The organism is Archangium minus (genome assembly GCF_044360475.1).
In the GTDB taxonomy this organism is placed as follows: Bacteria; Myxococcota; Myxococcia; order Myxococcales; family Myxococcaceae; genus Archangium; species Archangium minus.
The window spans coordinates 2,694,622-2,719,150 of record NZ_CP043494.1 but is presented as its reverse complement, the minus strand read 5'-3'; the positions used below and the strand labels follow the sequence as shown (position 1 = coordinate 2,719,150).

Genomic DNA, 24,529 nt, shown 5'->3' with positions numbered 1-24,529 from the left:
GCCAGGACCCTCGTCAGGCGGAGACGTTCCGCCGCGACGCGGGACGGGGCGCGGACCCGGCCTCTCCGGCCGCCGCACGCGCCTCGTCCAGGGAGACAGGTGTGGCCCCCGGTGCAGCCCTGGGGGTCGGCTCGAGGAGCCCGAGTTGGAGCAGAAGCTTCTGCACCTCGGTGTCGGCCCAGTCGTATGCATAGCCCAGCAGGAAGAGCGCCAGCAGCGTCTGGCCGCGCACGGCGATGGCCCGGGAGAGCCGCTCCGACGGCGACTCGGGCAGCAACCGGCGCAACCACGTGGGGACGCGCTGGAGGAACTTCTCCGGATGGATGAAGTCTTCGCCCGAGAGGTCTGCGCGCTCCTGGTCCCGGAGGAAGGGCAGCTTCCAGAGCTGCGGCACGGGGGCCGCGAGCCGCACAATCGCCTTGAGCGTCGGCACGCGGCGGCCGTGTTCGAGGCGCCAGCGCGCGCGCTCACCGATGCCCGCCTGCAGGCGTCCCTGAAGCTCCCGGACCCGCTCCGGTGACAGCCAGTGCCAGGGCTTCGTCTGGGAGTAGAACATGTGCCGCGAGAGGTACTCGCGCAGCTCCCGCAGCTCGGGCGTCTCGCGGCGCGTGTCGCCATCCGTCTCCACCAGCCAGCGCGCGATGCGCGTGCGGGAGGCTCCCGCGGACCAGAAGATGGCCAGGTCGAGCATGTGCGAGAGCACGAAGAAGCGGCTGTCCGCGATGGCCGGCGTGTACTTCTCGCGGATCATGTTCCGCATGATGTGCCAGTCCTGCCGCGTCGCCCGGTTCACCCGCTCGAGGTACTCCTTGTCCATCCCCCCGCCCCGCAGATCCTGCTCCACGAGGTTGGCGATGTGCCACGAGCTGACCAGCGCCAGCGAGATGCCCTGGCTGTAGTAGGCGTCCACGATGGAGGCCGCATCCCCCATCATGCCGTAGCGCCGGGGACTCACGAAGGTGTCGGTCATGTACTGCACGTCGCGGTACATGCGGAACTCGAGCATCCGCTCCTTCGAGAGCACCTTGGCCAGCGGCGGATGGCGGTTGAAGAGCGCCCACATCTGGGCCTCGGGCGTCTCACCCGGCGGCGGCTTGCGCTGGTCGAACGTCGCCCCGACGCTGATGCGCTGCTTGGACAAGCGGATGACCCAAATCCAATAGCCCTCGCCCCACAGGTGGAGGGTGTGGAGATCTCTCGAGGTCTGATCTCCATCGGCGTACGTGTGCACCCACGGCTCACCGAAGAGGTCGTCGGTGATGCCCTCGAACTGCCCCCAGACGGCCGTCGTCTGGAAGCCGTCGTTCAGCTCGACGGTGTGCTTCTGCTTCTTCGCCAGCAGCCGGTTGCGCCCCGAGCAGTCCAGCACCCACCGGGCCCGCACCGTCCCCTCCTCCCGCGTGGCCTGACAGGCCCAACGCAGCTCGTGAGGCCGGCCCTCCTCCTCTTGAATGACCACGTCGCGGACCTTCACGGTGTCCAGGAAGCGCACGTTCGGGAAGGCCCGGAGGGACTCGCGCATCACGTCCTCCGCCTCCGGCCGGACGATCTGCACGTCCATGAGCGCGGCCCGGAAGTAGCGCTTGTCCGGAGCCTGCTCGTACAGGTAGTGCGGAGGATCCGCGTGGACGCCCCACTCGGACGTCGCCTCGAAACGCTGCGAGTGCTCCAGGCCGTAGGTGAACCACACGCCGTGCTTGGGAAAGCACTCTCCGGCGAACGCATCCAGCCCCCCCACCGTGCGCAGGAAGGGGTTGGTGAAGATGAGGAACGACTCGCCTACCTTGAAGCTGCGTTTCTGTCCCCGCGCGTTGTCGAGCAGGATGACCTGGAACCCCCGCTTCGCGTACTGCAGCGCATTGAAGAGGCCGACGATTCCCGCGCCGATGATGGCGACGTCCGCCTCAGCGGCTCGCACCTGTCCCTGAGCAACCTGCTCCATTGCGTGCACCTTCCGCTCGCGACGACCTGTCTCGCGGGGAAGGGTGACGTTAGCGGAATCTGACAGGCCGCACGAGCGCTCACGCCGCCCCGCTTCGCGCCTCGCGCAGCGACTCGATGAACGCACTCAGTTCGTCGACGTCGATGGGCTTCACGAAGTGCTGACGAAAGCCCGCCGCATGACTGCGTGCGCGATCCGCCGCCTGACCAAAGCCCGTCAGCGCGGCGAAGACAGGGCTCGCCGCCCCCAGTCGCTCCCGGATGCGCTCGGCCACCCCGTACCCATCCACGTCAGGCAAGCCGATGTCGAGGATCGCCACTTCCGGGCGGAACGCCTCGGCCTGCGCCAGCGCCCCTGGGCAATCGTGCGCTACGACCACCTCGTACCCGCTCAGGCCCAGCAACTCGGCCAGGGCCTCAGCGGCATCGACGTTGTCGTCGACGACGAGAACGCGCACGGGGCCTGCGGGCACGGCCTCGACCGGTGGGGAAACAGGCGTCCGCCGCTCCTCCTCGGTGAGCGGCTTCTCGGCCAGTGCGTGTCTCGGCAGCCATACAGTGAAGACGCTGCCACGACCGGGGCCGTCGCTGCGTGCCTCGACATGGCCCCCATGCGCCTCGACGAGGCTGCGCACGAGCGCCAGACCAATGCCGAGTCCCCCCTCGCTCCGGTCGAGTGAGCGCGGCCCCTGGACGAACGGCTCGAAAATCCGAGAGAGGATCTCCTGGGGCACGCCGTGACCATTGTCTTCGACGACGAGCGCAATGCCCCCCTCCTGGTCGTGGGCACGGAGCTGGATGTGTCCACCGGGAGGCGTGTACTTCGCCGCGTTCGTGAGCAGGTTCGCCACCACCTGCGTCAAGCGATCGGGGTCCGCCAACACGAGCAGACCCGAGGGGGGCACGTCGACCTGAAGCGAGTGCCGTCGCTGCTCGATGAGCGGCGAGGCCGCCTCCACGGCCCGGGCGACCACGGACACGAGCTCGAGGGGTTCGCGGTGCAGCGACATCTGCCCGCGGGTGATGCGCGACACATCGAGCAGATCATCCACGAGCCGGACGACGTGCTTGAGCTGCCGCGTGATGACCTCGTGCTCGGGCGTCTGCGCGAGACCCCGCCTGCGCAGCAGCTCCAGCGAGGTCACGATGGGCGCGAGCGGGTTGCGCAGCTCGTGTCCGAGCATCGCGAGGAACGCGTCCTTCGCCCGCGTGGCCGCAACGGCTTCAGCACGTGCCGTCTCGGCGCTGGCGAGGTGCGCATCCCGTTCGCGTTCACGCTCCCGCAGCAACAGTCCGGAACGCTCCAGGGCCTCGCCGAGCTGCGCCAGCTCGCGCACGCTGGAGGGGGCCATGCGGGGAGAGTGGCCCTCGGCGAGGGAGGCCGAGGCGGTTGCTGCCTCCGAGATGGAGCGCTCGAGCCTTCGGGAGAAGATCCATGCGCCGCTCGCGCTCACGAGCAGCAGCGCGAACCCGAGCCCACCGACGGCGAACATCGAGCTGGTCACGGGCGCGTCCAAGACCCACCTGGGAGTGACGATCGCCGCGGTCCACCCCGAGGGTTGCGAGCGGCTGAACGCCACGTAGGTCGACGTACCGTCCATGGACACGCTGGCGAACACGCCTTCGTGCGAGGCCCGGGTCCGCTCCAGGAACAAGGACGTCGCCGACCGTCCGACGAAGCGCTCGGGGTCACGGGTGCGGGCCACTACCCGGCCCTGAGGATCCACCAGCACGCGCGTCCACTCCTCCTCATGGGACGACTGGCTGGAGACCACGCCCGTGAGCGCATCCGGCGTGATGACGGCCGTGAGCACATACCGGAGAGCGCCCTCACGCAGCACCGGAACCCGGACGGGAAAGGCGAGCTGCTTCGCGGCGCCTCGGCCCACCGCGAGGCTCCCAACGGTGGGCCGGTGCGACTCGAGGATGCGCGCGAAGCTCCCCTGCTCGGCGAGAGGCGGAGGAGAGTGGCTCACTGGCAGGGCGGTGTTCACCAACAACTGCCCGTCCGGCGAGAGCAGCAACACGGTCTTCCACGAGGACTGCGTGCGACGCACCCGCTCGCACTCCACGCGGAAGGACTCCAGGTCGCCGCGATCGAGCTCCTCGGACTCGGCCAGCGCATGGAGCGTCTGGATGGAGCCGGACATCTCACGTTCAAAGGCCGCAGCGAGCGCGCGGGCCGAAGTCACCGCGCGCCGCTCAACAGACCTGCGCTCCAGGCGCGCCAGTTGGAAGACCACAATCGCCGCGAAGGCAATGGCGGGCAGCAGCGTCCCGACCACGAGCCGGACGAGGTGCCAACGGAGCGGGAGGGCGTGGGCGATTCGGGAGGGCAAGGGCGGCTCGCGGACACCGTAACGAAGCGCCACGAGCCACGCAAACGTCCATCAGGGCACAAACACCCGCTCGCTCACTGGCTCGCGGGCCCGGGACGGCTCAGCACCCGCCTTATGGAAGGGCCACACCAAGGGCACCATCGCCACGAGGAAGGCGAGCAGCAGCGCCGTCAGAGGCGTACCGAGCCGGAAGAAGTCCGTGAAGCGGTAGTGGCCGGGGCCGTACACCAGCACGCAGCTCGGCTCGAGCGGCGTGATGAAGGAGCAGCTCGCCGCCAGTGTCACCCCGATGGCGAAGGGCCGCGGGTCCACCCCGAGCTTCGCGGCGGCGCCAACGGCCACCGGGAGAATGACCAGCGCCGCGGCCTGGTTGCTCATGGGCGCCGACAACACGATGGTCAACGCCATCATCAAGAGCAGCACCGTGCGCGGACCTCCGTACTCGCCAGCCCTTGCCGCGAGGTTGCCCAGGAACCGCCCCGCCCCGCTCTCCTCCATGGCCACGCCGAGCGCCAACATGGAGCCGATGAGCAGCACCACGCGCCAGTCCACGCGGAAGGCCCGCCGCGCGTCCACACAGCCGGTGGCGATCATCGCCAGCATTCCCGCCAGTCCCGCCACGGACAGCGGCACGACATTGAAGGTGCCCAGCGCGAGCGCGCCGAGGAAGAGCACCACCGCCAGCAGCCACTTGCCGTAGCGCGGTGGCTGGTACTCCACGTCCCCGAGGATGAGCAGGTTGACGCCGTCCGACAGCTCCTGGACCTTCTCCCGGGGGCCGCGCAGCAGCAGCACGTCACCCACGGACAGCGGCAGGGCGGACAGCGACTGCCCGCCGAAGAGCCGCCCCAGCAGCTGCAGCTTCGTCAGCCGTTGGATGGCGGGCTTGCGGTGCAGCGCCAGCGCTACCAGGCCATAGCGCTCCAGGAAGAGCGTCTCCTTCAGGCTCCGGCCGATGAGCGGGCTGCCCGTGGGCACCGTTGCTTCCACCAGCAGCGTGTCCTGGGGCCGCAGGTCCGTGTCCGACAGCCGCACGTCCGGACGGATCTCGATGCCCCGCAGATCCTTCACCCGGAGGATGTCCTCGCGGTTCCCCTCGACGATGATGCGCTCGTCCCCCATCAGCCGGTAGGTCGGCACCGCCGGCATCGACTCGCCCTCTCGGACGAGCCCGATGACGCGCAGCCCCAGGCCCTCCGTGATCTCCGCCAGCTCCTTGCCCACGTAGCGCGAGTCAGGGGGAAGAATGGCCTCGGTGAGGTAGTCGCGCAGGACCCAGTCACCCACCGCGCCCTTGCCCACGCGGGCCGGCAGCAGCAGCGGCCCCAGGAACACCACGACGAGGATGCCAATCACCGCCACCGGAAACCCCACCGGCGACAGCTCCGCCACCCCGATGGGCTCCAGCCCGAAGCGAGGGAAGGCCGCGGATGCCACCAGGTTGGTGGAGGTGCCGTACAGGAACACCATGCCGCCCAGCATGGAGGCGTAGGCCAGCGGCAGCAGCACCTTGCTCTTGGGCACCTTCGCGCGGTTGGCCGCGCCAATCGCCACCGGCAGGAAGGCCGCCGTCGTCACCGTATTGGAGACGATAGAGGAGAACACCGCCACCACCACCATCATCGCCAGCACGAAGGTCTGGTGGCCGAAACGCGCGAAGAAGGCGAGCCGCTGCCCGACCAGCTGCACCACGCCCGTGCTGGCGAGCCCTTCCGTCATCGCCAGCAGGGTGAAGATGAAGATGACGGTGTCGTTGCTGAACCCCTCGAAGGCCTGCTCAGGCGTCAACACTCCGGTGACGGCCAGCAGGCACACCACAACCAGCGAGCTCACCTCGATGGGAACCACGTCGATGGAGAACAGCACCAAGGCAACGAGCACGATGCCGAGGACAATTGCGATGGCCATGAACGCCTCGAACCTGTGCCCAGGTGTGCCAGAAGGTGAGGCCTCCTCTTTCGAAAACGTCTCCTACTGGATACTGGAAGACCAATAAGTGGAATTAAAGGAATGTGAGAGTCCAGGGACGGCCTTCACCTGGGGGCGCTGTTGCTTTTACAGGGGGCAGTCAGGAAGGTTGCGCCCACCAAAAATCAGGAGACTCGCGAATGGCTTCGACCCACACCGCAGGGCTCCAGGGCAACGCTCCCACGAAGAACGCGGAGCTGCTGGCCTGGGTGACGAAGATGGCGCAGATGACCCAGCCGGACAGCATCGTTTGGTGCGACGGCTCGGAGGAGGAGAAGAAGCGCTTCACCGACCTGGCGGTGAAGGAGGGCATCCTCATCCCGCTCAACCAGCAGAAGCGCCCCGGTTGCTACCTGCACCGCTCCAACCCCAACGACGTGGCGCGCGTGGAGCACCTCACGTTCATCTGCACCACCAATAAGGAGGACGCCGGCCCCACCAACAACTGGATGGAGCCCGAGGCCGCCTACACCAAGCTGACCCACCTGTTCACCGGCTGCATGAAGGGCCGCACCATGTATGTGGTGCCCTACGTCATGGGCCCGCTGGGCAGCCCCTTCGCCAAGATTGGCGTGGAGCTGACCGACAGCGTCTATGTCGCGCTCAACATGCGGATCATGACCCGCATGGGCAAGGCGGCGCTGGACATGCTGGGTGACTCCAACGACTTCAACCGTGGCCTGCACAGCACGGGCGATCTCAACCCGGACCGCCGCTACATCTGCCACTTCCCCCAGGACAACACCATCTGGAGCTTCGGCAGCGGATATGGCGGCAACGTGCTGCTCGGCAAGAAATGCCTCGCGCTGCGCATCGGCAGCTACCTCGGCCAGCACGAGGGGTGGCTCGCCGAGCACATGCTCATCCTCGGCGTCACCAGCCCCAAGGGTGAGACCACGTACGTGGCGGCCGCCTTCCCGTCCGCGTGCGGCAAGACGAACTTCGCGATGATGGTCCCGCCCAAGGAGTACGAGGGCTGGAAGATCGAGACGGTGGGCGACGACATCGCCTGGATGCGCGTGGGTCCGGACGGGCGCCTGTGGGCCATCAACCCCGAGGCCGGCTACTTCGGCGTGGCCCCCGGCACCAACTACAAGAGCAACCCCAACGCCATGGCCTCCGTGGCCAAGGACACCCTCTTCACCAACGTGGCCATGACGCCTGACGGCGACGTGTGGTGGGAGGGCATGGACGGCGAGGTGCCCGAGGAGCTCATCGACTGGCAGGGCCGGCCCTGGAAGAAGGGCAGCACGGAGAAGGCCGCGCACCCCAACAGCCGCTTCACCGCGCCCGCGTCCAACAACCCCGTCCTCAGCCCCAAGGTCAACGACCCGATGGGCGTGCCCATCTCCGCCATCATCTTCGGCGGCCGTCGCTCCAGCACCGTCCCGCTGGTCCTCCAGGCCTTCAACTGGACCCACGGCGTGTTCCTGGGCGCCACCATGGGCAGCGAGACCACCGCCGCCGCCACCGGCAAGGTGGGCGTGGTGCGCCGCGACCCCATGGCCATGCTGCCCTTCTGCGGCTACCACATGGGTGACTACCTGCAGCACTGGCTGAACATGCAGAAGAAGATCACCCACCCGCCGAAGATCTTCCAGGTGAACTGGTTCCGGCAGGACAAGAACGGCAAGTTCATCTGGCCGGGCTTCGGCGAGAACATGCGCGTGCTCGAGTGGATCGTGAACCGCGTCCACGGCCGCGTCCCCACCGAGGAGACGCTGCTGGGCTGGGTGCCGCGCGCCGACCAGGGCCTCAACCTCAAGGGCCTGGACATCACCCAGGAGGCCGTCGCCGAGGTCACCTCCATCAAGGAGGACGAGTGGAAGGCCGAGCTCAAGAACCAGGAGCCGTTCTTCGAGTCCCTCGGCCTCAAGGCCCCCGAGGCGCTCACGCTGCAGCGCAAGCTGCTCATCTCGCGCCTGGGTACCTGAGCTGAGCCACGCGTCGGCCCTCCGGGGCCCGCTGTTTTCACGGGGCCGTCCCGCCGTCAGGGGGGCGGCCCCGCCGCTTTGGGGCCCCCTTCGCCGGTAGAAAGTTCAGGAGTAGGCTCCACAACCATGCGATTGGTCTTGGTTTTGTTGGCGGCCCTCCTGCTCGTCCCCGCCCCGGCACAGGCCCAGCGTGGCAGCCCACGCACCGCGAAGGAGCTCATCAAGCAGGCCGAGCGCCTCTACGACCAGAAGAAGTACCTGGAAGCAGCCGCGGTGCTCGAGCAGGCCAATGAGCTCAAGCCCGACATGCGGCTCATCTACAACATCGCTCGCGCGTACGATCAGGCCGGCAAGGAGAAGGAGGCGATCTCCTACTACGAGAAGTACCTGACCGACGGAGAGGACGCGCAGCTGCGCAAGCGCTCCCGGTCGGCCATTGATCGGCTCCGGCTGCAGCAGGAGAAGGAGGCGGCGAACGCGGCGGCGGCGGCGGCCGAGCGCAAGCGGCTCAAAGAGGAGGCCGAGTCGGCCAAGCGGCGTGCAGAGGCGGAGCGAGAGGCGGCCCGGCGCGCCGAGGAGACCAACCAGCTGCGCCTGAAGGCAGCCCACGAGGACGCGCTGGCCTCGCGCAAGCGCATGCAGGTGACGTCCATCGCCCTGGGCGGCGTGGCACTGGCGGGTGCCGGCGTGGGCACCTTCTTCGGGCTGAAGTCCCGGAGTGCACGCTCGGACTTCAACAACGCCCCGGACCTGGAGAGCAAGCTGGCGGCGAGGGACGCCACCCGGGGCAACGCACTGCTGGCGGACATTGGCTTTGGGGTGGGGCTGGCGAGCGCGGTGGCAGCCGTCCTGCTGTATCCCAGGGAACCCGCACCCAAGCCCGGCAAGGCCCGGCTGACGGCAGCGCCCCAGGGCAGCGGGGCCGGTGTGGAGGTGAGCTTCTGATGCGCGCGCTGATGCTGACGGGAGTGCTGTCCGTGCTCGCCACCGGGTGCAGCTTCACCACGGCGGCGGGGCTCGACCAGTGCGAGACGAGCGCGGACTGCGGTGGCGATCAGGTGTGCACGAGGGGCGTCTGCCTGCCGCAGCCCACCGGCTGCGGGACGCTCCACGGCTCCACCGACCCCAACGCCATCCAGATGGGCGCCCTGGTGCCCCTGCACACCAGCACGGAGGAGAACGCGAGCATCGACGAGTCCGATGAGCAGGCGCTCAACGCCGTGCTGCTCGCGTTGGAGGAGGTCAATCAGCGAGGCATCAGCGGCAAGCAGATCGCCCTGCACTTCTGCGACACCGGCAACAACGCGGAGCGCACGAAGAAGCAGGCCGAGTGGCTGGTGGACAACAAGAAGGTGGCGGCGGTGCTGACGGCCGGCAGCAGCCAGACGCTCGCGGCGGCGGCGGTGACCGTGCCCAGGGGCGTGCTCACCATGAGCTACAGCGCCACCTCTCCGGAGCTCACGTCGCTGCCGGACACCAGCGGCGGCCCCGTGGGACTCGTGTGGCGCACCTCGGCCTCGGACGCCATCCAGGGCAGCGTCATCGCCGACCTGCTGCGCTCCGACAGCCGCCTTGGCGCCCCGGCGAAGGTAGGCATCCTCTACGTGGACGACCCATACGGACAGGGCCTCTTCAACATCATCTCCGAGCGGCTGAACACCGGCCCCACGCGGGTGGCCCACCGAGGCTACGCCTATCCAAGGCGCGGGGATGTGAGGTCAGCGCTGGAGCAGCTCGACATGACGTATGACCCGGACCTCACCGTGCTGATGGGCTTCGCGGACGACGCGACGACCATCCTCAAGGAGGCGTCCACCCGGACCAACCTCAAGCGGGAGAGCGGCCACCGGTGGTTCTTCTCCGACAGCGTGAAGGACAAGGCCCTGCTCGAAGACACTGTGGCAGCCGGCCAGGCGCAGGGCTTCTACGGCACGGCCCCAGCGCAGGGCACGGGACAGGCCTTCAACACCTTCAGCTCGCGCTTCAGCGACAAATACAAGAAGAACCCAGCCGAGTACTCCTACACCTCCAACGCCTATGACGCCATGTACCTGATGGCCCTGAGCGCGGCCTATGCGCAGGGCACAGCCAACGCCGTCACCGGGGCGAAGATGGCCGAGGGGCTGACCAAGGTGTCCAGCGGCACGAGCGATACCAACACCCAACTCACCAACTCCAACTTCACCTACTTGTCGGCGGAGCTCGCCGCGGGCCGGAGCGTCAACGTGGACGGCACCAGCGGCCCGCTGGACTTCAATGCCGCCGGCGAAGCGTCCGCCCCCGTGGAGCTATGGCAGGTGCAGGACCAGAGCTTTGTGACCATCACCAACGTTCAGCCGCCGCAGTGAACCGGTTCTTGGACAGAGTCGTGTTGAGCATGCCCCCTCTCCCCCTGGGAGAGGGCGGGGGGTGAGGGTCTTCACCTTCGTGTTCCTCACCCCCATTCGCATCGCAGCACCCCAAGCCGGAGGCCTTCAGGGACCAGGCGCCGGCTGCTCGCTCTCGACGCGGGAACTAAACAAGGCCGTGGCCGGCAGCCCGGGGTGCTTCTCGAAGAAGATGATCGTCTTTCCTTCGGCCCCGTCCTCAATCTCGATGCAGTCGATGTTCCCGGAGTCGTCCACCATCAAGTAGACGCGGGTTGGCTCATTGATGTGGTGCATGAAGTTCTGGTCGGCGTCGCCCACCGTCACCTCGATGTCACCCACCTCCGAGCCCTTCGTCTCCAGGTCGATCCCCACGAGGGGAAGCCTGCGTGCCATCTCTTGATCGCCTATGTCTTGGTTCTCCACTTCGATCCGGACCGGATAGGTCTGCGCTTGCCGGCCGAGTCGCTCGAAATAGAGGGCCCAATTCTCTCGCGGAATCTCAATCGTGTTGGCCATGGCTACCTCCGCAAGGAAGGTAGGTCCGGGGGCGCACGCGCAACGCCCCCAGCCGCTCGCGAGGAAACGAGAGTTCCCCATTCGGCCGGAACCCAACCAAGGTGTCATTCGGTGCGCGCTCCTCCCTGATTGGACCGCAGGGCAACGGGGGCGTCTCGGCTCCGGCTACCTGCTCGCCACGGAGTCCTTCTGGAGATCGCGTGACGAGATGTCCGCGTCGACCCCCTCGCCGCCGGACACCCCGTCACCCCCGTAGGAGGTGACGAGGGGCTTGCCGCCCTCGTACATGTACACGTACTCGTTGCCCCATGGATCCTTGGGCATCTGCTCCAGGGTCTGTGTCTCCACCAGCGCGCGCAGGCCCGTGGACGTATCGGGGTAGCGTCCCTTCTTCGCGTAGTAGAGCTTGAGCGCGTTGTGGATGTTCCCGATGTCCATCTTCGCCGTGTCCCGCTTCGCTTCGTCGAGCCGAGGGATCACGGCCACCCCCACCGCGGCCATGATCAGGCCGAGGATGGTGATCACCACCATGATCTCAATGAGGGTCATGCCGCGCTGACGGCGGCGCTGCGGACTGTGCGTCTTCTTCAGGCTCATGTCGGTGCTTCTCCCCTGGCCCTTCGTCGGGCCACCGAGCCGCCTGTGCAACCCCCGCGCCCACCCTCGAGACACGAGGGGCCCCGAGGGAGAACGGTCCACCGCAGGTACGTCCGGCGGCCTCCCGCGTCAGCGTGTCGCGGGGGTCGCTCGGAGGCGTGACACACCGTCAGCGAAGGGAGGCCACACACCGCTGCTTCATACGGCTACAGGTTGGGTGATCGCCCACCAGGCAGCCGACCAGCATGCTCCCTGGCCAGGCGCTCATGGGGGAATGTCCCCCCTACGCATCCCGCCACCACCTCTTTCACCCCGTGGTAGGATTGGGCTCCTCCGAGGTCCTTGCCTACATCCCCTGGGTTCGACCCGGTCACATAGAGAGAACCTGAATGGATGCCATCGCCGTGGTGGGATTGGGTTGCGTCCTGCCGAATGCCCTCCGCGTTTCCGACTTCTGGGCCAGTGTTTCCACCGGCAGGGTGTCGCTCTCGAAGGTCCCCGCCCGCGCCTGGGACCACTCGCTCTACTACCATCCGGATCGCACCCGGCCCGATCGAGCCCACGCCGAGCTCGGTGGCTTCATCCACGACTTCGTCTTCGACTGGCGCAAGTACAAGGTGACGCCGGCCGATGCCCAGCAGGTCAACCCCTTCCAGTGGATGATCCTCGAGGCGGGCACCCAGGCCCTCTCCGAGGTGCGCGTCATCCCCCGGGACACCACGGGCATCCTGCTCGGGGCCACCAGCCTCGGATGGCAGCGCGACAGCGGGATGCACATCCGCCTGGAGGACATGCTGGACGCGGTGCGCGCCACGGACGAGTTCCGCGCGCTGCCCACCACCCGGCAGCAGGAAGTGCTGGAGGTCACCGCTCAGCGGCTGCGCGCGCGCCTCAAGGAGTGCAGTGACGACAACGTGGTGGGCTCCTCGGCCAGCGTGGCCGTCGGGCGCATCAACATGCACTTCGACCTCAAGGGGCTGCACTACTCGGTGGACGCGGGGTACTCGTCCTCGCTGGCGGCCCTGGATATCGCCGTGCGCGGGCTGCGCGATGGAGAGTTCGACCTCGCAGTGGCCGGCGGCGTGAGTGAGATGCTGACGCCGCTGGAGTTCATCGCCTTCTCCAAGCTGGGCGGGCTCTCCGTGAAGGGCCAGGTCCGTCCCTTCTCGGACGAGTGCGACGGCACCCTGCTGGGCGAGGGCGTGTCGCTGCTCGCCCTCAAGCGGCTGGAGGATGCGGAGCGCGACGGGGAGACCATCTACGCGGTGCTGCGCGGTGTGGGCGGCTCCTCGGATGGTCGCGGCAAGTCGCTGGTGGCACCGCGGCGCGAGGGCCAGGCGTTGGCCATGCGCCGCGCCATCGAGGACGCGGGCGTGGAGCCGGACTCCATCCAGTACGTGGAGTGCCATGCCACGGGCACCCCGGTGGGGGATGTCAGCGAGGTGCAGGCGCTGGCGAGCGTGTACGGCAGCGCACCGAGCGGCGCCATCGCGCTCGGCTCGGTGAAGGCCAACATCGGTCACCTGCGCGCGGGCGCCGGCGCGGCCGGACTCCTCAAGGCCGTGCTCGCGCTGCACCACGGGCAGATTCCCCCGCAGCCGGGCGTGGAGCGCGTCAACCCGAAGCTGGAGCTGGAGCGCACGCCCTTCTACGTCCCACGCAAGGCGCAGCCGTTCCGCCCCGGCACCACGCCCCGCGCGGCCGTCAGCTCCTTCAGCTTCGGCGGCAACAACTTCCACGCGGTGCTCGAGGCCTACCGGCCCGGCGGTGAGCGCATCAAGACCCCCTCACGCCGCCGGCAGGAGGAGCCGCTGGCCATCATCGGCATGGGCGGCATGTTCCCGGGAGCGCCCAACGTCGAGACCCTCTGGAAGAAGCTGCTCGAGGGCCACGACGCCACCCGCGAGGTCCCCAAGGATCGCTGGAAGGTCGAGCGCTACACCCACCCGGACCGCAAGGACCGGACGTACACCAAGCTCGGCTGCTGGTTGGATCAGCTCCCCTCGCCGACGATGGAGATGCGGATTCCTCCCGCGGCCTGGGCCTCGTTGGACCCTTCGCACGTGGTGACGCTGCTCAGCGCGGAGCAGGCCCTGAAGGACGCGGGGTACGTGCCGGACAAGTGGAACCGGGACCGCGTGGCGCTGGCGCTCGGCTTCCTGCCGTACCAGGGCATCAAGTTCCTCGCGGACACGCGCGTGCGCTGGGCCGAGTTCGCCAAGGAGCTGCGCGAGACGCTGGAGAAGTCCGGGCTGCCGGAGAACCTGCGCCTGGCCATCCTCGACAACGCGGAGGAGCGCTACAAGGCGGGCCTGCCCCCCATCAGCGAGGACAGCCTCACCGGCTACCTGGGCAGCCTCAACGCGGGCCGCATCTCCTCGCTCTACGACTTCCACGGGCCGCACATGGTGATGGACTCGGCGTGCGCCAGCTCGCTCGCCGCGCTCCATGCCTCCTGGAAGATGCTGCAGCACCGCGAGGCGGACGTGGTGCTCACCGGCGGCGTGTGGACCGACATGTCCCCCGAGTTCTTCATCGCGGGCTGCCGCTTCAACGCGCTGTCCAGCAAGGGGAGCCGGCCCTTCAACGCGAACGCGGACGGCTTCGTCCCCGGCGAGGGCGCGGGCATCCTGGTGCTCAAGCGGCTCTCCGACGCGGAGAAGGACAAGGACCGCATCCACGCCGTCATCCGCTCCATCGCGGGCTCCAGCGACGGCAAGGGCCGCTCCGTGCTGCCCCCCAGCGAGATGGGCGAGACGCTGGCCATGCGCCGCGCCCTGACGGCCGCCAACGTGCCCCCCGCGAGCGTGGACTATGTGGAGTGTCACGGCACCGGCACCGCCCTGGGTGACGTGGTGGAGACGAAGTCCACCCACAACGCCTACTACGGCGAGGGCCGCCCCCGGCCCATCCTCATCGGCTCGGTGAAGTCGAACATCGGCCACCTCAACGCCGCGGCCGGTGTGGCAGGGATGATCAAGGTCGCCCGCTCGATGCAGGAGGGACTCATCCCCCGCTCGCTCAAGAGCGAGCCGCGCAACCCGAAGATTCCCCAGGGCGTCGAGGTGGTGACGGACAACCGCGAGTGGCCCGCCCCTCCCAGCGGCACCCCGCGCCGCGCCGGAGTGAGCTCCTTCGGCGTCGGTGGCTCCAACTTCCACGCCATCATGGAGGAGTACAGGGCGCCGCCCTCGCGCCCGGAGAAGAAGGAGAGCGAGCCCGCGGACGGGGAGCCCAAGCTCATCGCCGTGGCTGGCGCGGACGCGCGTGCGTGCCTGGAGCAGTTGAGCGCGCTGTGCGAGCAGCAGGGACCGCTGGAGGATACGCGCCGCACGCCCGAAGGCCCCTGGCGCGTGGCGGTCACGGCGCGCAACCGCGAGGAGCTGCGCAAGAAGCGGGACTTCCTGCGCAAGGCAGTGGAGACAGGTGGAGACCTGGAGCCGCTCGGCCAGTCCGGCATCTTCGCGGCGGGCCCGGACTCGCCCCTGCGCGGCGCCAAGGTGGCCATCACCTTCCCCGGCCAGGGCGGCCAGTACGCCAACATGCTGCGCCCGCTCGCCCGGGCCTATCCGGTGGTGGCCCGCACGCTGGAAGAGGCGGACCGCGTCTACCTGCGCCTCACCGGGCGCACGTTGACCGGAAGCTTCTACACGGAGGACGCGAAGAACTACCGGCAGAACGACGAGGACATCCACGCGGCCGTCTTCCTCGTCAACGTGGCGCTCTACCGCCTGCTGGTGGCCCACGGCATCCACGCGGACCTGCTCATCGGCCAGAGCGCGGGCGAGCTGGCGGCGCTGGTGGCCGCGGGCAGCCTCACCCTGGAGGAGGGCCTGCGGGCCATCCACTCGCGCACCGTGGCCGTGCTGGAGATGCCCACCGAAGATCCCGGCCAGATGGCGGCGCTCGCGTGTGCCTCCGAGCTGGTGCCGGAGCTCATCGCGGGCCTGCCCGGCTACGCCACCCTGGCGGCGGACAACGGGCCGCGCGCCTGCATCGTGTCCGCGGATCGCCGTGCCCTGCCCGTGCTGGTGGAACGTTGCACCGCCCGGGGCATCGAGTGCACCGTGCTCGCGGTCTCCCACGGCTACCACTCGGAGCTCATCGGCGCGGCCCGCCCGGCCTACCAGCGCGTACTGGACGAGCTGTCGTTCCGCGCGCCCTCCGTGCGGCTCATCTCCACCATTGACGCGGCGGACTACGGCAACCGGCCGCTTCGCGAGTACCCAGTATTCCTCACCAGTCAGTTCGTCGAGCCTGTACGGCTGCGGCAAGCCATCGGCGAGGCGCACCATCAGGGCGCCCGCATCTTCATCGAGGCCGGTCCCAAGTGGTCCCTCACCCAGTTCACCCGGGAGATCCTCAAGGGACAGCAGCACGGGGCCATCGCATCGATTCATCCCAAGGTAGGTGACATGGAACAGTTCAAGCGCGTGGTGGGATACTCATTCGTGAATGGTGTCGGTCAGCTCTCGGCGGATGCCGGGACTGAGGTGGAGCAGCTGCTGCTCCAGCTCCCCCTCGAGGGACTGCTCGAGCCCGCCACCGCCCTGAAGGTGGCCATCGCCCTGGGCAATGAGTTTGGCGTGGACGCCTCCGTGGCCCAGCCGGAGAACCTGCGGACGTTCGAGGCCATCATCGCCCTGGTGGAGCAGCTGCGCACGGGCCAGGCCGCGACCGGTACCGTCGCTGCCTCCGCCGCGAAGGCACCTCCGGCCGCCCCGAAGGCCCCTCCCGCTCCGGCCGCCCCGGCCGCGCAGCCTGAGACCACGGTGCTGAAGTCCATCGCGTTGGAGAGCGAGGTGCGGCGCGTGCTGATGGACACCGTGGTGGCCAAGACGGGCTACCCGGAGGACATGCTGGAGCTGGACCTCGACCTGGAAGCCGACCTCGGCATCGACACCGTCAAGCAGGTGGACATCTTCGCGCGCACCCGCGAGGCCTTCGGCGTGTCGCGTGACCCCAACCGCGCCCTGCGTGACTTCAACACCCTGCGCAAGGTCATCGATCACATCGTCGAGCGCGTGCTCTCCGCCAGCGGCGCCTCCGCCCCGGCTCCCGCCGCCGCGGCCCCCGCCCCAGCACCCGCGGCCCGGCCCACGCCTCCGCCCGTTGCCGCACAGGCCCCGGTGGCGCCCCCCGCTCCGGTCGTCCCCGCGGCGTCGAACCCGGCGGTGCCCACCGCCATCGCCGCCTCGCTGAACCTCACCGCGCAGGTCCGTGAGGTCCTCATGCGCAACGTGGTGGAGAAGACGGGCTACCCGGAGGACATGCTGGAGCTGGACCTCGACCTGGAGGCCGACCTCGGCATCGACACCGTCAAGCAGGTGGACATCTTCGCGCGCACCCGCGAGGCCTTCGGCGTGTCGCGTGACCCCAACCGCGCCCTGCGCGAGTTCAACACCCTGCGCAAGGTCATCGACCACATCGTCGAGCGCGCGCAGAGCACGGGCGCCGCTCCGTCCGCCACCGCCACCACCACCGCGGCCTCTGCGCTGGCCTCCGCCGTGGCCGCGGCTCCGCCCCCTGCCGAGGAGCCCTCGAAGCGCTCGGGTGGCGGGGGTCCGCGCTCCGTGCGCGACGCGCTCCTGTCCATGGACCTGCGGCAGGCGGGCGTGAAGAACGAGGAGCTGCGCAAGCTGGGCGAGGCAATGTCCTCGCACCTGGGAGTCGCCGCACCTGATACAGGGAAGGTCCGCTCGCTGGGCGAGCTCGTCCAGCACCTCATCAAGGATCGCTAGTCCGTGCAGCCCGACACCTCACAATACCCCCTGCTGGAGGATGTCGCCGAGGTCTTCCGAGGCGAGAGCGCCGTCGCCAAGCGCGACGTGCGCCTGCCCGCGGAGCTCGACGCAGAGACGCGGCCGTTGTCCGCGTCGATGGAGCTGGAGTTCCTCGCCGAGGTCGGCGCGCTGGTGTACCCGGATCGCGTGCTGGTGGGGATGAGGGACGTGCGCTGGTTCCTGCGCGCCTCAGAGCCCTCCTCGTCCGCCGCGCGGCTGGTGGGGCGCGCCCGCCGCGAGGGAGATGGTGAGGTGTCCGTCTTCCTGTCGGTGGAGCCGGTGAGCACCGGCACCAACACGGGGGGCAGCAGCGAGGAAGCCACCGAGGAGCCCATCCCCGTGTGCCGGGCCATCCTCCATTTCGAGCAGAACTACGGGCCCGCCCCGTGGCCGCAGCAGCAGCGGATGCTGGCGCCCAAGTCGGAGAACCTCCAGAACGGTCGGCAGCTCTACGCGTCCGTGGGAGGCCAGGGCGACCGCGTCCCCGAGTCGCTCCAAGTCGTTTCCTGGGCCCGGCTGTGTGAGCTGGGCCGAATTCAAGGCGGGCTCATTCACCCCCGCGCCATGGCCAAGGTCCTGCCCGCCAGCCGCATTCAGGTGGCACCCGCTGCCCTCGAGGGCGCGCTCCACCTGGTGAAGTGGCTCTGGTACTCCTTCTCGGGCGAGGGCTCGCGTGAGATGGCCATCTCCGAGGCCACCTGGTTCCGCATGCCCCGGCGCGACGAGCGGCTGATGTGTGACGCCCGCCTGTCCGGCGCCAGCAGTGGACTGGCCTCCTTCGATGCCCACCTGCTCGGGCAGGACGGCATTCCCGTGCTCGAGCTGCGCGGCATTGCCATGGCCTCTCTGCCTTCCGAGGACCTCGCCCCCACCCTGCCCCGTCTGTCCTGGCAGTCGTTCGTCAAGAGCCTCTCACCTCGATGACCTCTCCCACGCACATCCCTCTCGCCATCGTCGGGCTCGGGTGCCGCCTGCCCGGAGCCGACACGCCGTCGCGCTTCATGAACCAGTCCCTCGAGGGGATGCGCGCCCTGACGCAGGCCCCGGAGGACTGGGGGGCCGGGCTGAACCTGAGCCATCCCCTGTGGGGCGGCTTCGTCCCCGAGGAGGCCAAGGACTGGAAGCAGTTCCGCCTGCCGCCGGCCCACGTGGAGAAGATGCACCGCATGGAGCGGCTGCTCCATTTGACGCTGCTCCAGGCGACGCAGGACGCCGGCTACAGCCCCGACAAAAGCCCGGGTGGCCGGTGTGCCATCTACCTGGGCTCCACCGGCCTGGGCGTGGACCTGAGGACCGATCAGGCCTTGCGCCTGCGGACGCCGGAGCTGCGCGAGCACCTGGCGGCCATCCTCCAGGGACGCGCCGACAGTGCCCAGTTGCTGGAAGCCGTGGACCAGCTCGTGGACCAGCTCGCTCCGCCCATCATCACCGAGTCGGTGCCCATGACGGCCACCATGGTGGCCAACCGCCTCTCGAGCCTGCTGGACACACGCGGTGGGCACCTGGCGATTGACGCGGGCACGGCCTCGTCGATGGCGGCGCTGCGGATGGCCACGCTCTCGCTGCAGCTCGGGCACTGTGACGTGGCGGTGGTGGGCGCGGTGGCGCCGCTGGTCAGCCCCTCCTCGTTCGGAGTGCTGGCGGCACGCGGCTGGCTGGCGTCGCAGGAGCTGCTCGCGCTGGATGGGCGCTCCGCGGGCACGCTGCCCGGCGAGGGTGCTGTGGCGCTCGTGCTGTGCCGGTTGGACGACGCGCTGGCGGACAAGCAGCGCATCTACGCCGTCCTTCATAGTGTCACCGCGGAGGTGAACCTCAAGCAGGGCATCTCGCGGCTGTCGCGCATGGTGGACAGGGCCGCGCGCGCCTGCCTGGACCAGGCGGGCGTGGAGGCCGAGCAGGTGCGGCACGTGGAGCTGCAGGCCTGCGGTGTCCCGGGCCTGGAGGACCAGGAGATCATCGGCCTGAAGTCCGCGCTCACCGCGACGCGCACCGAGCCCCTGACGTTCTCCACCGCGACGCCCCAGGTGGGCTTCCAGCACGCGGCCAGCGGGCTGGTGTCGCTGATGCGCGCGGCGCTGTCGCTCCATGGCGGAGTGCGCGCGCCCGTCGCTGGCCTCACCTCGCCGCGGCACGCGACGGACGGGCTGATGGAGTGCCTCACGCGCCCGGAGAAGCTGCCGCCCCGCAGCTACGTGGGCGTCAGCTCGCTGGGCTGGAACAACATCGCCTACCACGCGCTGCTCGGGCCCGCGCCCGCCCGCGAGGCCTGGGCGGACATCCGGCCCGTCCGCCCGCCCACCCAGAAGTTCGCCATCGTCGGCATGGGCGCCCTCGCGCCGGGAGCGCCGGATGCGCAGGCGCTCTGGACGAACATCACCTCCAAGGCGGACGCCATCGGTGACCTGCCGGCCTCACGCTTCGACGTCAACCGCACCCTGGGCGCGTTGATGAGCAAGAACGAGGTCGTGCCCCGGCTGGCCGGTACCGTGGATCTGCCGGTGGCCGATCCGCGCTGGCTCAAGCTGCCTCCCGCCCAGGCCCAGGCGCTCGACCCGGGCGTCGTCATCTTCGTCAAGGCCGCGGAGGAGGCGCTCGGCCAGGCGGGCTACGAGCCCGGCACGTGGAACGGGCGGCGCGTGCAGGTGGTCGTAGGCCAGCTGCCGGTGCGCGCCAAGGAGTTCGAAGTCGAGCTGCGCTTCGTCTGCGAGCGCTACCTGAAGCTGGCGGCGCAGGCTCTCCAGGCCCGGGGGATGACGGCCGGACAGGTAGCGCCCCTGATCGACGCGGTCCGCCAGCGCGTGGTGGGCACGTTGCCCCCGCTCGACGAGAACACGTTCCAGTACTACTCCGGGCTGTCGTGCGCGTCGCGGCTGGCCGCCCTGCATGACTTCACCGGCGGCGTGATGACGGTGGACGCGGCCTGTGCCAGCTCCATCGCGGCGCTGCATGCCGCCATGCTGTCGCTGGCCAACCGCGATACCGACGTGGCGGTGGTCGGCGGTGTGGCCTTCAACCTGGTGCCCGAGTACGCCGCCGCGCTGGCCGTGCTCGGCATCCTCTCCCCCCGAGGCACCTTCCCCTTCGACGATCGCGCGGACGGCTTCGTCCCGGCCGAGGGCGCAGGTGCCGTCGTCATCAAGCGGCTGGAGGACGCGGAGGCGCAGAAGGATCGCATCATCGCCGTCATCTCCGGCATCGGCTTCTCCAGTGACGGACGGGGCACCTCCCTGTTCGCCCCCAACCCCAAGGGCCAGGCCCGAGCGGTGGAGCGGGCGCTGGAGGACGCGAAGATCCACCCGGATCAGGTGGGCCTGCTCGAGGCGCACGGCACGGGCACGAAGGTGGGCGACAAGGTGGAGGCCGATGCCTACGGCGAGGCCTTCCACACCCGAGGCCGCGACAACCCGGTGCCCATGGGCACCCTCAAGTCGCAGATTGGCCACACCTCGTCGGCCTCCGGCTTGCTGGGACTCATCAAGACGGCCTTCGCGGTGAGCGAAGCCTTCCTCCCCCCGATGAACGGAGGCGAGTTCCCCAAGGCAGACATCCCCTTCGACAAGCTGCCCATCGCCCTGTCGCTGGAGGGCCGCCCGTGGCCGGCGCCTCGAGAGGGACGGCGGCGCGCGGGGTTGAGCTCGTTCGGCGTCGGCGGCACGAACTACCACGTCATCCTGGAGGAGCACGACAACGCCCACCGGAAGCCCCAGCTGGGGGATCCGCTGAGCGCCACCGCCAGCTACCCCATCCCCAGCCGCGGGCTGTCCGCGCAGCGCTGGCGCGTGGACCTGGTGCCGCTGTCGCTCTCCTCGGAGAAGCGCTACCCGCTGCCGGGCAAGAAGCTGCTGCTCGTCGGTGACGAGCCGGGCCTGGTGGCCGCCTTCAGCCGGCTGCTCGTGGGCAAGGGCGTGCGCATCGCCACGGTATCGGTGGCAGGCCTCACGGACGCCATGGAGGTGGAGAAGCGGGTGCGCCGCGCCAGCGACGACCTGGGTGGTGCAGACGGCGTCATCGACCTGGGGGCCTTCGGGCCGCTCGAGTATTTCCTCACCCTGGGCAGCGCCCGCTTCGCGCGCCGGATGGCGGAGACCACCGCGCGTTGGCACGGCACCGGGCGCGCCATGTACGAGCGCCTGCGGGACGCGAAGGGCCGCAGCGCCTGCTATGTGGCCGTCACCTCCATGGGCGGCGACTTCGGCTTCGTGGGTGACGGCGGCAACGTCATGGGCGGCTCGCTCGCCGGCTTCCTCAAGGGGTTGAAGCAGGAGCTACCGGGCGCGGTCATCAAGACGATCGACTTCGAGCCACGCGCCTCGCACTGGGTGGTGGCGGAGACAGTCGCGCGCGAGCTGGAGGAAGGCAGCGACCGGACGGAGATCGGCTACATGGCCAGCCGGCGCTTCGTGGTGGGTCTGCGCCGGGCGGACTTCCCCAAGGAAGGCAGCCAGGTGCTGCGCCGGGTGGACCCGAGTTGGGTGCTGCTCTTCGCCGGCGGTGGGCGCGGCGCCGTCTTCGAGGTGGCCAAGGCCGTGGCGCGGCTGGGCCCGAAGGTGATCGTCACCGGACGCACCCCTGCTCCCACGGGCGACGAGCCCTACCTGGCGCTGGACGACAAGGACTTCGAGACCTACGAGAAGGAGGAGATGATCCGCCGCAAGAAGGCGGACCCCAGCCTCACGATGGTGAAGTTCAAGGCGGCCTTCGAGCCCTTCGTCCGGGCCCGCGAGCTGTGGCGCAACCTCCAGGAGGTCTACGCCCAAGGCCTGTCCATCGAGTACGAGACGTGCGACATCCGCAACGCCACGGACGTGCGGGGCATGGTGGATCGTGTGCGCGAGTACCACGGCCACATCGACGGCATCGTCCACGGTGCCATGGTTGAGGCCTCCAAGAGCCTGCCGGATAAGACGCCGGGCATCGTCGCCTCCACCATGGAGGTGAAGGTGCTCGGCCTCATCAACCTGCTGGAGGCCACGCGGCGCGACGATCTGAAGCTCATGATGTGCTTCGGCTCCGGTGCAGGCCGCTTCGGCAACAAGGGCCAGACGGACTACAGCGCCGCCAATGACCTGATGAGCAAGTGCGCCATGGCGTACGCGCACCGAGCGCGCCCGCACATGCGCTGCGTCACCATCGACTGGACGGCCTGGGAGAGCGTGGGAGCCGCGGCGCGCAACCGAGAGGTGGTGCAGAACACCGGCGTCTCCTTCATCACCCCGGCCGAGGGCTCATACTGGTTCATCAACGAGCTGCTGCTCGGCCGCACCGAGCGCGAGGTGGCCATCTTCGAGGAGCGGCTCTTCCGTGAGTGGCCCTTCCTGGGCGCCTCCGCCGACGGCCCGGACGCCCGCACGGTCTACGACGACCGGGGCTTCCTGCTCGTCCCCTCCGACTACCCCATGCTCGACTGCGTGGAGCGGCACGACGCGGAGGGCCTGGTCGCCACCCGAACGTTCGATCTGACCACGGACCCGTTCGTGCTCCAGCACCAGCTTGACTCGGTGCCGATCATGCCGGGCACCTTCGGCTTCGAGATGCTGGGCGAGGCGGCGGCCCTCTTCCGCCCCGACCTGGCCGTGCTGCGCGCGGAGAACCTGCGCATCGAAACTCCGCTCAAGTTCTTCAAGGCCTCGGAGCGGACCAAGAGCAAGCCCGTCCACGTCACCCTCACGGCCAAGGTGATCAAACAGCAGGGCGATGAGGTGACGCTCTACGTCGAGTCCAGCAGCGACCTGGCACTGGGCGGCCGCTCCGACCAGACGCAGCGCCGCATCCACCAGCAGGGCATCTACGTGCTCGGGCCTCCTCCCCCCGTGGAGCCGGGAACCGGCAAGCTGCCCGAGGCGCTTCCAGGCTCACGCGCGCGCTCCATCTTCCACCTGGCCAAGGAGCCGCTGTACCTCGGCCCCCTCTTCTGCCGCGCGGAATGGGTGTACGTGGGCGAGCGCGAGGTGGAAGGCATCATCCGAGCCCCGCGGCAGCGGGAGATCTTCACCCACGTGGCTCGGCCGCGCTTCCAGTTGGATCCGCTCCTGCTCGACGCCGCCTTCCAGGTGGCGGCCAACTGGGACGGCCACCACAACAACCTGGTCTCCGTGCCCATGGGCGTGGATCAGCTCACCCGCGGACGGCAGCGGCGCCTCGGGGAGTCCGGACACGTGAAGGCGCGGATGACGAAGGTGGAGGGTGACGACGTCATCTACGACTTCGAGGTCCGTGGCGAGGACGGAGCCCTGCTGCTAGGCGGCACCGGGCTGTGGTTCCGTCGGTTGCGCCGGGGTGAGCGTCGGAGTGCGGAGACCTGACCGGTTGCTCCTGCCCAACGGGCGGGAGGTGGTGCTCGGCTGGGGCGCGGTGGGGCAGGAGGAGGACTCCGCCCTCTCGCCCCTGGAGCGGGAGGGCCTTGCCCGGTGCAGGACGGACAAGCGGCGGCGGGAGTTCGTCGCGGGCCGGCTCGCTGCGCACCGCGCCCTCGCACTGCTAGAGCCGGGACTCCGTGCGGAAGTGACGGTGCGCGAGGACGGGTGGCCAGACTCGGGACGTCCCCTCTTCTCGCCCGAGCAGGGGCTCGCGCTCTCCATCTCTCACTCCGCGGGGCTGGCGGTAGCGGGGGTCGCTCGCGGAGGTCCGCTGGGTGTGGACCTGGAAGGGCGAGTGGAGGCCAGTGAGGCCTTCCTGGAGGAGGCCTTCGCTCCGGACGAGCGCGAGGGCTACTTCGCCGTGTGCGAGGGAGGGATGGACCCGACCACCGCCGCCTGGGCCATGAAGGAAGCGGTGCTCAAGGTGTGGGGAGTGGGGCTGCGCGCGCCCTTGCAGAAGGTGGCGGTGCGGCCGGTGCGGCTCCACGTGAGCGAGAACCAGGTGTCCCTGAGATTGACCCTCGAGACGTGGGAGCTGCCACCCGGACTGGGGGAGCCGCCCGAGACACTGGCCGCGCTCCTGGTGGAATGGCCACCCGGAGGAGCGCTAGCGATCGCGGGTTGAGCCCCTTATCCAACTTCCCACGGCCATTTCCCCTCTCCCTTCGGGAGAGGGACGGGGTGAGGGTATCGGAAGAACCTGGGTTGAACCCCCGGTCCACACGG

12 protein-coding genes are annotated in these 24,529 nt (G+C 69.2%); 7 read left to right on the top strand and 5 right to left on the bottom strand.

Going from position 1 to position 24,529, the window contains the following annotated elements; all coding sequences use genetic code 11:
* Positions 1–13 precede the first annotated feature (13 nt).
* The 3 genes from F0U60_RS11160 to F0U60_RS11150 all read right to left on the bottom strand — a co-directional run bounded on the left by F0U60_RS11160 (position 14) and on the right by F0U60_RS11150 (position 6,188).
* Complete coding sequence (locus F0U60_RS11160) at positions 14–1,942, bottom strand: NAD(P)/FAD-dependent oxidoreductase (RefSeq protein WP_395817772.1); 1,929 nt, start codon at positions 1,940–1,942, stop codon at positions 14–16.
* A 79-nt stretch (positions 1,943–2,021) separates the two neighbouring features.
* Positions 2,022–4,280, bottom strand: a complete 2,259-nt coding sequence (locus tag F0U60_RS11155) for an ATP-binding protein (protein WP_395817769.1) — start codon at positions 4,278–4,280, stop codon at positions 2,022–2,024.
* A 51-nt stretch (positions 4,281–4,331) separates the two neighbouring features.
* Positions 4,332–6,188, bottom strand: coding sequence for an SLC13 family permease (locus F0U60_RS11150; protein ID WP_395817767.1), 1,857 nt, complete (start codon positions 6,186–6,188; stop codon positions 4,332–4,334).
* Positions 6,189–6,388: 200 nt separating this feature from the next.
* On the opposite strand from F0U60_RS11150, the gene F0U60_RS11145 reads away from it, so the two are divergent.
* The 3 genes from F0U60_RS11145 (at position 6,389) to F0U60_RS11135 (ending at position 10,530) form a co-directional block, all read left to right on the top strand.
* The gene (locus F0U60_RS11145; RefSeq protein ID WP_395817764.1) at positions 6,389–8,182 is read left to right on the top strand and encodes a phosphoenolpyruvate carboxykinase (GTP); all 1,794 of its coding nucleotides are present in this window, start codon (positions 6,389–6,391) and stop codon (positions 8,180–8,182) included.
* A gap of 126 nt (positions 8,183–8,308) precedes the next feature.
* A complete protein-coding gene (locus tag F0U60_RS11140; RefSeq protein ID WP_395817762.1) occupies positions 8,309–9,127 on the top strand; it encodes a hypothetical protein in 819 nt (272 codons plus the stop codon).
* Complete coding sequence (locus F0U60_RS11135) at positions 9,127–10,530, top strand: ABC transporter substrate-binding protein (RefSeq protein WP_395817759.1); 1,404 nt, start codon at positions 9,127–9,129, stop codon at positions 10,528–10,530. The genes F0U60_RS11140 and F0U60_RS11135 overlap by 1 nt, the downstream gene beginning before the upstream one ends.
* 126 nt (positions 10,531–10,656) lie before the next feature.
* On the opposite strand, the gene F0U60_RS11130 is transcribed toward F0U60_RS11135, so the two are convergent.
* Both F0U60_RS11130 and gspG read right to left on the bottom strand, forming a co-directional pair.
* Positions 10,657–11,067 (bottom strand): DUF5335 family protein, encoded by a 411-nt coding sequence (locus tag F0U60_RS11130; protein ID WP_395817756.1) that lies wholly within the window; start codon positions 11,065–11,067, stop codon positions 10,657–10,659.
* Between the two features lie 165 nt (positions 11,068–11,232).
* Positions 11,233–11,664, bottom strand: a complete 432-nt coding sequence (gene gspG / locus F0U60_RS11125) for a type II secretion system major pseudopilin GspG (RefSeq protein ID WP_395817754.1) — start codon at positions 11,662–11,664, stop codon at positions 11,233–11,235.
* A 389-nt stretch (positions 11,665–12,053) separates the two neighbouring features.
* Here gspG and F0U60_RS11120 point away from each other — a divergent pair, with 389 nt between their 5' ends.
* Genes F0U60_RS11120 through F0U60_RS11105 form a run of 4 tightly spaced genes read left to right on the top strand, consistent with a single transcriptional unit; the run spans position 12,054 to position 24,428 of the window.
* Positions 12,054–17,405, top strand: a complete 5,352-nt coding sequence (locus F0U60_RS11120) for a beta-ketoacyl synthase N-terminal-like domain-containing protein (RefSeq protein WP_395817751.1) — start codon at positions 12,054–12,056, stop codon at positions 17,403–17,405.
* Positions 17,406–17,408: 3 nt separating this feature from the next.
* On the top strand, positions 17,409–18,371 hold the full coding sequence (locus F0U60_RS11115; protein WP_395817748.1) for a hypothetical protein: 963 nt from the start codon (positions 17,409–17,411) through the stop codon (positions 18,369–18,371).
* Complete coding sequence (locus F0U60_RS11110) at positions 18,368–23,749, top strand: SDR family NAD(P)-dependent oxidoreductase (RefSeq protein WP_395817745.1); 5,382 nt, start codon at positions 18,368–18,370, stop codon at positions 23,747–23,749. Before F0U60_RS11115 ends, F0U60_RS11110 begins: the two co-directional genes overlap by 4 nt.
* On the top strand, positions 23,736–24,428 hold the full coding sequence (locus F0U60_RS11105; RefSeq protein WP_395817742.1) for a 4'-phosphopantetheinyl transferase family protein: 693 nt from the start codon (positions 23,736–23,738) through the stop codon (positions 24,426–24,428). Before F0U60_RS11110 ends, F0U60_RS11105 begins: the two co-directional genes overlap by 14 nt.
* The last annotated feature ends 101 nt before the right edge of the window (positions 24,429–24,529 follow it).